Here is a 12,133-nt window from a genome sequence, read left to right as displayed (position 1 = left end):
TTCAGGTCAAGCACCGCCTCGCCGCGCGTTCGAACCCCGAATCGGCCGGGGAGCCAACTTCCAGGCCGTTCCGCGCCGTTCGACGAAGCCCAGCGACAGGAGTTCGTACAGCCTGCCGCGGGCCTCGTCCTCGGGGACGCCCGCGGCCCGTGCCACGTCGCGCGCCGTGGCCGTGCCCCGGCCCGGCAGCGCTTCGAGCACCCGTCTGCCGGCGGGTTCCAGGACGTCCCTCGGCAGGGCGGGTCCGGCTCGCTCGGGCGCGAGCGCACCCATGTCCCCCACAAGCTCGACGACTTCCGCCGCGTCGGTGACGAGCACACCTTCGCCGCGCAGCAGTTCGTGCACACCCGCCGACAAGCCGCTGGTCGCCGGGCCCGGTACGCCCATGGTGAAGCGGCCGAGGCGCTGCGCTGCGCGGGCGGTGACCAGTGACCCGCTGCGGTACGCGGCCTCGACCACGACCGTGCCCCGGGTGAGCGCCGCGATCACCCGGTTCCGCAGCACGAACCGGCTCGGGGTGGGGTGCTCGCCGGGGGGCAGCTCGCTGACGAGCACCCCTTGCCGGGCGATCCTGCCGAACAGTTCGGTATGGCCCTTCGGGTAGTCGGTGTCCACCCCGCAGGCGAGGACGGCGACAGTGGCACCGCCCGCCGCGAGCGCCCCGCGGTGCGCGGCACCGTCGACACCGTACGCACCGCCCGACACCACCACCCAGCCCCGTTCGGCGAGTCCGGCGGCGAGGGCTGCGGCCATGTGGGCCCCGTAGGGGGTGCAGGCCCGGGCGCCGACGAGGGCGACGGACCGCAGGGCCCATCTCCTGAGGTCGAATCCGCCCCGCAGCCACAGACCGACCGGGCGGGCGTCGCCGAGGTCGTCGAGCTGGGTCGGCCACTCGGCGTCGCCCGGCACCACGAACCTCCCCCCTGCCCCGCGCACCGCGTCGAGCGCTCTGCCGGGGACGACGGCGGAGGCCCGTGCCCGCAGTCCGTCGACGCCACGCGGGGTGGCACCCGGCAGGGAGCCGGCCGGTACGCGATCGGACATCAGCAGCGCCAGCAGTTCCTCGGCTCCCATGGCGCGCAGCCAGCGGCCGCCTCTCTCGTCGCCGGGCTCCAGGATCTGGGTGAGCGCGGCCCGCGCCACTCGCTCCGGCTCCCTGCCGGCCGTCCCCGGCGACCGGCAGGCACCGGGCGACGCCCGCTCACCCGTCCCGGCGACCGCCCCTGCGCCGGACGACCGCCCGGCGCCGCCCGCACCCGCACCCGCACCCGACAGCCAACCCTCGCCGTCCGCCGGCTCACCCGCGGCCGCAACCGCACCCGGCGCCCGTCCCCCGCCCGCCGCGCCGGCCGCCGACTCCGCAGCGGACGCCCGCTGCCCGCCGGCGCCCGCGCCGGGCGCGCTCGGCGGCTCGCACGCCGGGGCGGGCCCCTCCGGTGCCCCGGTGCGCGCCTCTGTTCCGTCCGCTCCTGGCCCCGGCCTCACCGGGCCGCTCCGGCCAGGCCGGCAGCACCCCGGGCGATCCCGGTCCGCAGTTCGAGTGCGAGCGCCACGTCCCGGGCATCCGGCCGGTCGCGGCCGTGCAGGTCGGCGATGGTCCAGGCGACGCGCAGCACCCTGTCGAGACCGCGCGCCGTGAGCAGTCCCCGGTCCATGTCCCGCTCGACGGCCTCCAGTGCTCCGGGGGCCACGGTCCACCGGGTGCGCAGCTCATGGCCCGGGACCTCGCTGTTGACCGACCAGCCGGTGCCCCGGAGCCTGGCAGCCGCCCGCGCCCTGGCCTCCAGCACGCGGGCGGCGACCACGGCGGTGGACTCCCCGCCCCCGCCCGCCAGTGCCGAACGGTGGACCGGTTCGACCTCGATCCGCAGGTCCACCCGGTCGAGCAGCGGTCCGGACATCCGTGCCTGGTAGCGGCGGACGACGGACGGTGGGCATTCGCAGCCGGAGCCGTGCAGGGTGTGCCGCCCGCAGGGACAGGGGTTGGCCGCGAGGACCATGAGGAAGCGCGCGGGCAGGCGGACGACGCCGCCGCTCCGGGCGACCACGACGTGACCGGACTCCAGGGGTTGGCGCAGGGCGTCGAGCGCCTTCCCGGAGAACTCCGGCGCCTCGTCGAGGAAGAGCACGCCCCGGTGGGCCAGGGAGACGGCTCCGGGCCTGGGCAGCCCGTGCCCGCCGCCGACGAGCGCCTGCATGGTCGCCGAGTGGTGCGGGGCGCAGTACGGGGCGGTGCGTACCAGGGGCTCGCCGGGCGGGAGCACGCCCGCCACCGAGTGGACCGCGGTGACCTCCAGCGATTCCCGCCGGGTCAGCGGCGGGAGCACGCCCGGCAAACGCTCGGCCAGCATGGTCTTGCCCGCGCCCGGCGGCCCGGTGAGCAGCAGGTGGTGGCCGCCGGCCGCGGCGACCTCCAGTCCGGTGCGGGCGGTCCGCTGGCCCGCGACGTCCGCCAGGTCGGGCCCGCCGCCGACCCCGGACACCGTGCGAGCCCCGCTGCCCACCCCGGCGCCTGGCACGAGGAGCCCGGCGAGGGCCGGGTCGCGCCGCCCGGCGGCGACGGGCTCCTCATGGGGCACCGGTTCGTCGGCGAGCACCGCGATCAGCTGCCGGAGGGTGCGGACGCCCAGCACGGACACGCCGGGGACCAGGGACGCCTCGCCCGCCGTCTGTTCCGGCACGACCACCTGCTCGTACCCCGCCTCGGCCGCCGCGAGGACCGCGGGGAGCACCCCGCGCACCGGTCGCACCCGGCCGTCCAGCCCGAGCTCTCCGATGAGGACCAGGTCGGCGATCTGCCGTGGGTCGATGCGCTCGGCCGCCGCCAGCACGGACACCGCCACGGCGAGATCGAATCCGCTGCCGCCCTTGGGCACGGACGCGGGGCTGAGGCCCACGGTGAGCTTCTTCTGCGGCCATTCGGCCCCCGAGTTGACCACCGCGGCCCGGACCCGGTCCCGGCTCTCGACAAGGCTCTTGTCCGGCAGCCCCACCAGGGTGAACGCGGCCACCCCGGGCTCCAGGTCGGCCTGGACCTCCACCACCACGCCCTCGACGCCGACGAGGGCGACGGAGCAGGCACGGGCGAACCCCATCACGCCACCCCCCTGGCGTGCTCCACCACGGCGGCGCCCCTGCGGGGCAGCACGACACCCACCAGGTCCACGCGGATCCCGCCCGGTGGCGCTCCGCCGTGCCGGGCCGCCCAGCACTCCGCGAGGTGCCTGAGCCTGCGGGACTTGGCGGGCGTCACGGCCGCCATCGGGTGTCCGTGGGCCGCACCGGCCCTGCGGGTCTTGACCTCGCAGACGACGAGCACGTCGCCCTCGCGGGCCACGATGTCGATCTCGCCGGCCCTTCCGCAGCGCCAGTTCCTCGCCAGCAGCCGCATCCCCGACCCGGTCAGCAGCCGGGCCGCCAGATCCTCTCCGTACCGTCCCAGTGCGCGCGTCGCGTTCATGTCGGCACCACCTCCGGCACCGACTCTGCGGCGTCGGCCCGGATGATGTGGATCTTGCCGGGAATCGGTGGACAAGGGCCCCGCTGTGGAAAACTCCGCCACCCACACGGGTGACGGAGCTGTCGGAGCTGACGGGGATTACGTGGCTCTCGATGCTGACGGCGCTGTCGGCGCTCTCGGCGCCGACGGTGAGCGCGGCAAGCACACCCCGCCGCGGCAGCCCCAGGCGGGGGCATCAGCTGCCCGGGAGCTCCAGGTCGCTCTTGTTGAGCTCCTCGATGTTCACGTCCTTGAAGGTCAGCACGCGGACCTGCTTCACGAACCGGGCCGGCCGGTACATGTCCCAGACCCAGGCATCCGCCATCGAGACCTCGAAGAACACCTCACCCTGGACCGAGTGCACCTGCATCTCGTAGTCGTTGGTGAGGTAGAAGCGGCGCTCCGTCTCGATCACGTATTTGAACAGCCCGACGACATCTCGGTACTCCCGGTAGAGCTTCAGCTCCATCTCGGTCTCGTACTTCTCGAGGTCCTCGGCGCTCATGGCATGTTCCCCTTCAGCCTTGCGTCCCCCTATTGTGCGCCAGCGCCCCGCGCCCCTATGCGATTTCCGGGGCGAGGACCACCGGCGTACTCGGAGGTCCCTCGTCGAGCAGCGTACGCAGCAGCTCGGCGAGCCTGGTCGGGTACACCGTCTCACGCGCCGCCGACAGTTCGGCGGAGGTCCACCACCTGAGGCCGGCGACACTGCGCAGCTCCAGCTCGGTGAGCCCGGCCGGGGCGGTCTCGGTCGTCGTCGTGCGGGCCAGGAAGTACCACTCGTCCTGCTCCCAGCGTCGGCCGTCGAACGGGAACGAGCACTGGCGCCGCCAGAGCACGGGACCGAGGTCCACCTCGGTGATCCCGGTCTCCTCGGCCAGCTCGCGCAGCGCCGCCTGCTCGCGCGTCTCGTCGCCCTCCAGCCCGCCGCCCGGGGTGAACCACCAGTCGTCGGCGGGGTCGGCGGGCTCGTGGCCGTGGAGGAGCAGGATGCGGTCGTCCGGGTCGAGCAGGACCACCCTGGCGACCCTGCGCGGCCCCTCGGCGGCCGGTGGCTCAGGCGACACCCGCGCCCTCCCGCTCCCGCCTGCACGCCCGCCCGGTCCGCGCGGCCACGGGCCCGTACAGGGCACCGCCCACGATGAGCGCCGCGCCGGTCACCACGGTGGCCAGCATCAGCTTCACGGGGCCGGGCCGGGACACCCCGCCCGGCAGTTCGGCGAAGGCGTCGGGCCGGGCCACCATCCCGCCGTCCAGCGGCCAGGCGATCGCGTCGACACGGGCCTCGACGGCGCTGCGCGGCACGGAGCCGTTGCCCCGCTCCTGGAGATGGGAACGCGAGTCCAGCGAGGTCCTGCGGTCGTCGCCCATCAGGAAGAGATGGCCCTCGGGGACCTTGGCGGTGAAGTTCTCGGCGGCCGGCCCCTCGGCGCGCAGATACGGTTCGTCGATCGCCCGGCCGTTGACGGTCAGCCGCCCGTCGTCTCCGCAGCAGGCGACCTCGTCGCCGCCGACGCCGACGACCCGCTTGACCATGGGGAGGTTGCCCCAGTCCTTGTCACGGAAGATCACGACGTCGCCCCGCCGGATGTCGTCGCCGTCCGTCCGCTCGGCCAGCACCCGGTCCCCCACGTTGACCGTGGGGACCATGGAGTCGGTCGGGACCGTGTACGGCTGGTAGACGAGTGCGCCCCACACGAAGCCGCCGAGGAAGAGCACACAGCCGACGGCCACGGCTATGCCGGACAGCGCGCTGCCCAGCCGGCCGCCGCCGGCACCCTCGCGTCCTGTACCGCCCATCCAGCGCTCCTCGGAGATCGTCCCCGCCGCGTCGCGGGGGTCTGCGGTCCGCGAGGCACCCTACCCGGCGGTACGGCCCCGGGTCAGCACCCGGATCAGGCCCCGGACGGTGACGGCCGGGCACGGCCGGGCGCTGCCGGGCGCTGCCGGGGCGGGCGCTGCGGGGCCGAAGTGGTCCCGCCCCCGCCCGCGGAACCGGTCGCGGAGCCGCTCGGGGGACAGGCGTCGAGCACCGCAGTCCACAGGCCCGGCCGGCAGCGCCCGGCGCAGCCCGCTCCACCCGGAGCCCCGAGCCGGGACGTCAGCCTCCCGGGCGGCACCCGCCCCGGTCGGACCCCGGCCGGATTCCGGTCCGACCGGGGTCCGACGGTCGGACGGTCAGACGCTCAGACGCCGGCGGCGCCACAGCACGAGCGGCACGGCGGCGGCGAGACCCAGGGCCGGCGGGGCGATCGCGGCGGCGGCCGCGGCATTGAGCCCCGGCTGGTCGTAGGTGGCGGGCACCGGCAGCGTGGACCAGCGGTTCACCGGCCAGGCGACGACGACGGCACGGCCGACGACCTCGTCGACCGGGACGAATCCGCGGTTGACGTCTTCCATGTGGTACCGCGAGTCCTGGGAGTTCTGGCGGTTGTCGCCCATCACCCAGATCCGGTCCTCGGGCACCTTGAACGGGCCGAAGGGCTGGTCGTCGCAGGCGGAGCTGCCCGGGTAGAGGTAGTCCTCCTCCAGGGCCTTCCCGTTGACCTTGACCGGCCCGCCCTTCTTGCACTCGACCGTATCGCCCGCGACCGCGATGGTGCGCTTGATCAGGTCCTTCTCCTCGGCGGAGGGCATCAGACCGATGAAGCTGAGGAACTCCTGGAGGATGTTGGGCTCGGGGGTGGGCTCCCCCTCCAGCCAGCCGCCCGGGTCGTGGAAGACCACGACCTCGCCGCGCTCGGGCTCCGAGCCGAACCAGGGCGTGAGCTTGTCCACCAGCACGCGGTCACCGCGCTGCAGGGTGTTCATCATCGAATCCGACGGAATGGAGAACGCCTGCACCAGGAAGGTCTTGATCAGGAGCGCGAGAAGCAGCGCGATACCGATCAGGAGCGGCAGTTCCTTCCAGAAGGATCGCTGCTTCTTCTGTCCCGTACCGCTGCCCTCCGGCGCATCGTCGTCACCGCCGCCCGCCGGAGCCGTTCCGCCCGCGTCCGAGGGCTGCTCGGGGGACCGCCCCGGCCTCTCCTCGGGATCGTCGTGCCCGGACCGTGCGCCGACCGCCACGTCCCCCACATCCACTCCTCACTCCGTACGAACCGCCTGCCCCGTACGAGGAACAGGCCCACCACTCCCATAACGAGCGGGAGTTCCGCAGGGGTCGGGAGCAGGACCATTCCGTTCAGATCCTGGGAGGACACACTATGCGACGGTGCCGCGGCGGCCGGTGTCCCCACACGCGCGCCCGGTACCGACGCGAAGGTCCCCGGTTCCTCCAGACGGCGCCAGTGGTCCAGCGGCCAGGCGATCACCACGGCCTGCCCGACGACCTGGTCCTCTGACACGGTTCCCTGCCCCTCCTCCCTCAGGTGGAAACGGGAGTCGGCGGAGTCGGAGCGATGGTCTCCCATCACGAACAGCCGCCCCTCGGGCACCCTGACCTCGAAGGAGATCGTCGACGGCGCGTTGCCGGGGTGCAGATAGGGCTCGTTCAAGGGTACGCCGTTGACCGTGACCAGGCCGTTCGCGTCGCAGCACTTCACGGTGTCGCCGCCGACCGCGATCACCCGCTTGATCAGGTCGCGTTCGTCGTCCGAGGGCAGCAGCCCGATGAAGGTCAGGAACTGCTTGACCTGTTTGACGACGACGGGGTCGTCGCCGGCCGGCTTCTCCTCGCTCGGCAGCCAGCCGCCGGGGTCCTTGAAGACGACGACGTCGCCGCGCTCGGGCCGGGAGCCGAACCAGGGCGTGAGTTTGTCGACCAGCACCCGGTCCTGGATGCGGATCGTCTGCTCCATCGAGCCGGAGGGGATGACGAACGCCTGGACCAGGAAGGTCTTGAGCACCAGGGCGATGAGCAGGGCGACAGTGATGAGGAGGGGGACCTCCTTGACCGCCGAGCGCCGGCGCTTGCGCCTGACCTTCTGGGCGAGCCGGCGCCGCTCGGCGCGGCCCGGCAGGGGGCGGCCGCCGTCGGTGGGACGGGTCCCCGTCGGCAGCCGGGTGTCGGCGCGATGACTCGCCGGGCGGCCGCGGTTACCCATGTCCGCCCACGACGCCGCTGGGCGGCGGCACGTGCCGGAAGGCACCGGTCGGCTCGAGGGAGGTCCAGCGTCCGGCGGGCCAGCCGATCCAGTCGGCCCGGCCGATCACGCGGTCGACGGGGACCATGCCGCCGCCCGGGTCGCCGAGGTGGTCGCGGGAGTCCCGGGAGTTCGACCGGTGGTCGCCCATGACCCACAGCCGTTCCGCGGGGACGACGATGTCGAAGGCCACCTCGGACGGCGCGTCGCCGGGATGCAGGTACTCCTCGTCGACCGGTGCACCGTTCACCTCGATCCTGCCCTCGTCGTCGCAGCAGACCACGCGGTCCCCGCCGGTGCCGACCACGCGCTTGACGAAGTCGGTGTCGGCCGGTTCCGCGAGGCCGAGAGCGGCGAGCCCCTCTCGTACTACGGAACTCACGGGGTTTTCCGTCAGTTCCGCCTGGACGAAGGAACCTCGGCCGTCGAAGACGACGATGTCGCCGCGGGCCGGCCGGGAGTCGGTCCCGTAGGCGAGTTTGTTGACCAGGATCCGGTCGCCGACCTGGAGCGTGGGCTCCATGGAGCTGCTCGGGATCTGGAAGGGCTGGACCACGAAGTGGCTGAACAGCAGCACGACGACGGTGCAGACCGCGCCGGTGAGCGCCGCGGTGCGCAGGGAGACGCGGGAGCCGATGCGCTGCCACGCCGTCCCCCCGGGGGAACGGCCCCCGCCGCGGCGGACGAGCCGGGAGAAACGCGCGGAGCGCGACCGCTCCTGCGCGGCCCCCTCGTCGGGGCCGGAGGTGCGGTCGCGCTCCGTGTGCTGTGCTTCGGTGTCCATCGGGGACAGAGCCTATCCGGCCGCCCTGTGAACACCGGACGCGCGTACGAGCTCCGGGTCCGTCCGGCCGTCGCGGGCCGGGCGGGCGGGGGCTCAGTTGTCGCGCTTCTCCTTGATCTTGGCGGCCTTGCCGCGCAGCTCGCGGAGGTAGTAGAGCTTGGCGCGGCGGACGTCACCGCGGGTGACGAGCTCGATCTTCTCGAAGATCGGGCTGTGCACCGGGAAGGTGCGCTCGACGCCGACGGAGAAGGAGACCTTGCGGACCGTGAAGGTCTCGCTCACGCCCGCGCCCTGGCGGCGGATGACGACGCCCTTGAACTGCTGGATACGGGAGCGGTTGCCCTCGATGACGCGGACGTGGACGTTCACGGTGTCGCCGGGGCGGAAGGCCGGGACGTCGGAGCGCAGCGAGGCGGCGTTGACGCTGTCGAGCAGGTGAGCCATGGTGTTCTGCTTCCTCGTCGATGCCACAGGTCATCGACGGAATGTCGTGAGGAGTTCGGGGTGCTCACGTCGGGCGGGCGTCGTTCCCCCTGTGGCAGGGGCGCCGGCCGGACGCACAGCAGCGGCTCATTCTTCCATGAGCTCCGGCCTGCGCCAAAATCGCCCTCCGGGCTCCGGAGCCCAGCCGAGCATCGAGAGGATCTCCCGGTCCTTCTTGTCGAAGGCTGCGGGGTCGCAACGCTCGATCAGGTCGGGCCTGTTGGCCGCGGTGCGGCGGAAGGCCTCGTCCCGGCGCCAGCGGGCGATCTTCCCGTGGTGGCCGCTGACGAGCACGTCGGGGATCTCCCGTCCGCGCCAGACGGGGGGCTTGGTGTAGACAGGCCCCTCCAGCAGGTCGGCCATCGCACCCGGGGCGAACGAGTCGTCGCGGTGCGACTCCGCGTTGCCGAGCACGCCGGGGAGCAGCCGCGCGACGGCCTCGGTGACCACGAGCACGGCGGCCTCGCCGCCGGCCAGCACGTAGTCCCCGATGGAGACCTCGTACACCGGCATGCGGGTCGCGTACTCGTCCACGACGCGGCGGTCGATGCCCTCGTAGCGGGCGGGGGTGAAGACGAGCCACGGGCGCGCGGAGAGCTCGACGGCGAGTTCCTGGGTGAAGGGGCGGCCGCTCGGGGTGGGCACGACCAGCGCGGGGCCGTGCGCGCCGGCCTCGTAGCCCGTCGCGAGCACGTCGTCCAGGGCGTCGCCCCAGGGGCCGGTCTTCATGACCATGCCGGGGCCGCCGCCGTAGGGAGTGTCGTCGACCGTGTTGTGGCGGTCGTAGGTCCAGTCGCGCAGGTCGTGGACGTGGACGCCGAGCAGGCCCCGGGCGCGCGCCTTGCCGACCAGGGAGACGTTCAGGGGGTCGAGGTACTCGGGGAAGATCGTGACGACGTCGAGCCGCATCAGGACTCCCCGGCCGCCGCGTCACGGGCGGAGGCGACCTCGGCCTGGCTGTCGTCGATCAGACCGGGCGGCGGTGTGATGACGGCCCGCTGCTCCTCCAGGTCGATCTCGACGACGATCTCCTCCACGAAGGGGATCATGACCTCGCTGCCGTCGGGGCGTTCGACGATGAACAGGTCCTGCGACGGCAGATGGCTGATCTCGGTGATCCGTCCGATCGCGGTGCCGTCGGCGAGGACCACGTCGAGGTCCATCAGCTGGTGGTCGTAGTACTCCTCGGGGTCCTCGGGGAGCTCCTCCGGGTCCACCTTGGCGATCAGCAGGGTGTTGCGCAGCGCCTCGGCGGCGTTGCGGTCGGCGACGCCCTCGAAGCGCAGCAGGAGCCTGCCGCTGTGCACGCGGCCGGCCGCGATCGTCAGAGGGCCCGCGCCGGCCGGGTCGGTGGCCAGCACGGCTCCCGGTCCGAGCCGCAGCTCGGGCTCGTCCGTGCGCACCTCGACGGTGACCTCGCCCCTGATGCCATGGGCGCGTCCGATCCGCGCCACCACCAGCTGCACGTTTGCTGCTCCTTCGGTTGACCCGGGCGGCCGGCCCGGCCCCCGCGGCCGGGGGCGGCGGGGAGGGGCGGTGCGGGTACGGCGTGATACGACGACGGGCCGGGGAGGGCTCTGGAGCCCTCCCCGGCCCGAGCCGGTGCTGCGACCGGCCCCGGGGCGGACCCCCGGGCCGGTGTTCCACTTCAGATCAGTGGACCTGGTCCACGTCGACGAGGTCGACGCGGATGCCACGGCCGCCGATGGCGCCCACGACGGTGCGCAGGGCACGCGCGGTGCGGCCGTTGCGGCCGATCACCTTGCCGAGATCGTCGGGGTGCACCCGGACCTCCAGTACGCGGCCGCGGCGCAGATTGCGCGAGGCGACCTGCACGTCGTCCGGATTGTCGACGATGCCCTTCACGAGGTGCTCGAGAGCCTCCTCGAGCATGCTCAGGCCTCGGTCGACTCGGCGGGAGCGGCCTCGGCCTCGTCCGCCTTCTTCTCGGCCTTCTTGGCCTTCGGCGTGATGGCCTCGCCCTTGGCGTCGCCACCCTCGATGGCCTTGGCGAAGGCGTCGAAGGAAGCGCGCTTGTCTTCCTTGGTGGCCGGGGCCAGCAGCGGCTTCTCCGGGGCGGGCAGGCCCTTGGCCTTCTGCCAGTCGCCGGTGAGCTTCAGGATGGCGAGGACCGGCTCGGTCGGCTGGGCGCCGACGGAGAGCCAGTACTGCGCACGCTCGGAGTCGACCTCGATGCGCGAGGGGTTGTACGTCGGGTGGTACAGCCCGATCTCCTCGATGGCCCGGCCGTCACGGCGGGTGCGGGAGTCGGCGACGACGATGCGGTAGTGGGGCTGGCGAATCTTGCCGAGACGCTTCAGCTTGATCTTGACTGCCACGGGAGTGGTGTCTCCTGGTCTTGACGTGGTTGGGCACAACGAGATGCCACGTGGGGTTGCGGTACTCGGGTGCCCGATGGACGCGTCAGCCGGAGGCGAGAGGGTTCCTGTGCGGCTGTCGAGTACAGCTAGCCATTGTGCCACATGCGCACAGCGGCTCTTCACCCGCCTGCCCCGGCCGGCGCCCCGTCGGCGACCGGCGGAGCCCGGCGGGTGGAGTGCTCGTGCGCACCCGCCCGCTCAGCTCGCGGCGCCGACGACTTCCGGGATGCGGAACGGCTTGCCGCAGCCGCCGCAGACGATCGGCGCCTGGGCGAGGACGGACGGGACGACTCTGACGTTGCGGCCGCAGTCACAGACGGCCTTGACCCGCACACCGCCGCCGGACGAACCGTGCCGTGCGGCCGGTCCCCGGAAGGAACGCTTGGTGTCGGACGCCGTCGCCGCGGTGTGCGCCTTCAGGGCGCGCTGCAGCCTCTCGATGGTGGGGCGGTACCGCCGCTTGGCCTCGGGGTTGAGCGTGACCAGCGAGAAGCCGCTGCTGGGATGCGGCTCCTCGGGGTGGTCGAGGCCCATCTCCTCGGCGATCGCGAGGAAGCGGCGGTTGTGGTAGCGGCCGGCGCGAGAGGTGTCGCGGACTCCTCGCGCGGCGGCGATGCCGTGGACTGCCTCGTGGAGCAGTCGCTCGAAGGAGAGCTCGGCGCCACAGGCGGACGAGGACTCTCCGATCAGGGACTCTGGCGCGGCCAGATCCGGCAGTTCGGGGTGGTACCGCTGAATGTCGGCCCACGCCTGTGCCAGCTCTGCGGCGAGAACAGGTGGTGTCGTGCTCACGTCGTGACAACGAGCCGGGAGGCCCCCGGGTTCCATTCCGGGGCATCGCAAATATTTTGCACGTACCCGTCAGTTCGCGGCCGATGCCGCCGACAGGGGCGGGTGGGCG

At 73.1% G+C, this 12,133-nt stretch carries 14 protein-coding genes and 1 pseudogene; all 15 read right to left on the bottom strand.

What is annotated here, in order from left to right; genetic code table 11:
* Window positions 1-6: 6 nt before the first annotated feature.
* Window positions 7-1,143 (bottom strand): DNA-processing protein DprA, encoded by a 1,137-nt coding sequence (gene dprA, locus IAG43_RS23220; RefSeq protein ID WP_246574510.1) that lies wholly within the window; start codon window positions 1,141-1,143, stop codon window positions 7-9.
* Between the two features lie 338 nt (window positions 1,144-1,481).
* On the bottom strand, window positions 1,482-3,095 hold the full coding sequence (locus IAG43_RS23215) for a YifB family Mg chelatase-like AAA ATPase (RefSeq protein WP_187742626.1): 1,614 nt from the start codon (window positions 3,093-3,095) through the stop codon (window positions 1,482-1,484).
* Entirely contained in the window at window positions 3,095-3,460 is a 366-nt protein-coding gene (locus IAG43_RS23210) for a YraN family protein (protein ID WP_187742625.1), read from the bottom strand. Before IAG43_RS23210 ends, IAG43_RS23215 begins: the two co-directional genes overlap by 1 nt.
* Before the next feature lie 235 nt (window positions 3,461-3,695).
* Complete coding sequence (locus IAG43_RS23205; protein ID WP_005311352.1) at window positions 3,696-4,004, bottom strand: DUF2469 domain-containing protein; 309 nt, start codon at window positions 4,002-4,004, stop codon at window positions 3,696-3,698.
* Window positions 4,005-4,059: 55 nt separating this feature from the next.
* The gene (locus tag IAG43_RS23200) at window positions 4,060-4,566 is read right to left on the bottom strand and encodes an NUDIX hydrolase (protein ID WP_187742624.1); all 507 of its coding nucleotides are present in this window, start codon (window positions 4,564-4,566) and stop codon (window positions 4,060-4,062) included.
* Complete coding sequence (lepB, locus tag IAG43_RS23195; RefSeq protein WP_187742623.1) at window positions 4,556-5,299, bottom strand: signal peptidase I; 744 nt, start codon at window positions 5,297-5,299, stop codon at window positions 4,556-4,558. The genes IAG43_RS23200 and lepB (IAG43_RS23195) overlap by 11 nt, the downstream gene beginning before the upstream one ends.
* Window positions 5,300-5,677: 378 nt before the next feature.
* A complete protein-coding gene (lepB, locus tag IAG43_RS23190) occupies window positions 5,678-6,568 on the bottom strand; it encodes a signal peptidase I (RefSeq protein WP_187742622.1) in 891 nt (296 codons plus the stop codon).
* A pseudogene (lepB, locus tag IAG43_RS23185) lies at window positions 6,462-7,545 on the bottom strand (signal peptidase I). Before lepB (IAG43_RS23185) ends, lepB (IAG43_RS23190) begins: the two are co-directional and overlap by 107 nt.
* Window positions 7,538-8,368 carry a signal peptidase I gene (lepB, locus tag IAG43_RS23180; protein ID WP_187742621.1) on the bottom strand — a complete coding sequence of 277 codons (831 nt, stop codon included), beginning with the start codon at window positions 8,366-8,368 and terminating at the stop codon, window positions 7,538-7,540. The pseudogene lepB (IAG43_RS23185) and the gene lepB (IAG43_RS23180) overlap by 8 nt, the downstream one beginning before the upstream one ends.
* 93 nt (window positions 8,369-8,461) lie before the next feature.
* A complete protein-coding gene (gene rplS, locus IAG43_RS23175; RefSeq protein ID WP_187742620.1) occupies window positions 8,462-8,812 on the bottom strand; it encodes a 50S ribosomal protein L19 in 351 nt (116 codons plus the stop codon).
* Between the two features lie 126 nt (window positions 8,813-8,938).
* Window positions 8,939-9,760: a tRNA (guanosine(37)-N1)-methyltransferase TrmD gene (gene trmD / locus IAG43_RS23170; RefSeq protein WP_187742619.1), complete on the bottom strand. Its 822-nt coding sequence runs from the start codon at window positions 9,758-9,760 to the stop codon at window positions 8,939-8,941.
* A complete protein-coding gene (gene rimM, locus IAG43_RS23165; RefSeq protein ID WP_187742618.1) occupies window positions 9,760-10,317 on the bottom strand; it encodes a ribosome maturation factor RimM in 558 nt (185 codons plus the stop codon). The genes trmD and rimM overlap by 1 nt, the downstream gene beginning before the upstream one ends.
* A gap of 187 nt (window positions 10,318-10,504) precedes the next feature.
* Window positions 10,505-10,744: an RNA-binding protein gene (locus IAG43_RS23160; protein ID WP_018850017.1), complete on the bottom strand. Its 240-nt coding sequence runs from the start codon at window positions 10,742-10,744 to the stop codon at window positions 10,505-10,507.
* Between the two features lie 2 nt (window positions 10,745-10,746).
* Entirely contained in the window at window positions 10,747-11,190 is a 444-nt protein-coding gene (gene rpsP / locus IAG43_RS23155; RefSeq protein ID WP_187742617.1) for a 30S ribosomal protein S16, read from the bottom strand.
* Window positions 11,191-11,430: 240 nt separating this feature from the next.
* Entirely contained in the window at window positions 11,431-12,060 is a 630-nt protein-coding gene (locus IAG43_RS23150; protein ID WP_187742616.1) for a hypothetical protein, read from the bottom strand.
* Window positions 12,061-12,133: the final 73 nt, after the last annotated feature.

The sequence above is a fragment of the Streptomyces genisteinicus genome (assembly GCF_014489615.1).
Taxonomy (GTDB): domain Bacteria; phylum Actinomycetota; class Actinomycetes; order Streptomycetales; family Streptomycetaceae; genus Streptomyces; species Streptomyces genisteinicus.
This window is presented reverse-complemented; position numbering and strand designations above follow the sequence as displayed.

Coding starts and splice junctions, on each gene's coding strand:
- IAG43_RS23215 (WP_187742626.1), bottom strand. CDS start 3,095: ATGGGGTTCGCCCGTGCCTGCTCCGTCGCCCTCGTCGGCGTCGAGGGC.
- IAG43_RS23210 (WP_187742625.1), bottom strand. CDS start 3,460: ATGAACGCGACGCGCGCACTGGGACGGTACGGAGAGGATCTGGCGGCC.
- IAG43_RS23205 (WP_005311352.1), bottom strand. CDS start 4,004: ATGAGCGCCGAGGACCTCGAGAAGTACGAGACCGAGATGGAGCTGAAG.
- lepB (WP_187742623.1), bottom strand. CDS start 5,299: ATGGGCGGTACAGGACGCGAGGGTGCCGGCGGCGGCCGGCTGGGCAGC.
- lepB (WP_187742621.1), bottom strand. CDS start 8,368: ATGGACACCGAAGCACAGCACACGGAGCGCGACCGCACCTCCGGCCCC.
- rplS (WP_187742620.1), bottom strand. CDS start 8,812: ATGGCTCACCTGCTCGACAGCGTCAACGCCGCCTCGCTGCGCTCCGAC.
- trmD (WP_187742619.1), bottom strand. CDS start 9,760: ATGCGGCTCGACGTCGTCACGATCTTCCCCGAGTACCTCGACCCCCTG.
- IAG43_RS23160 (WP_018850017.1), bottom strand. CDS start 10,744: ATGCTCGAGGAGGCTCTCGAGCACCTCGTGAAGGGCATCGTCGACAAT.
- IAG43_RS23150 (WP_187742616.1), bottom strand. CDS start 12,060: ATGGAACCCGGGGGCCTCCCGGCTCGTTGTCACGACGTGAGCACGACA.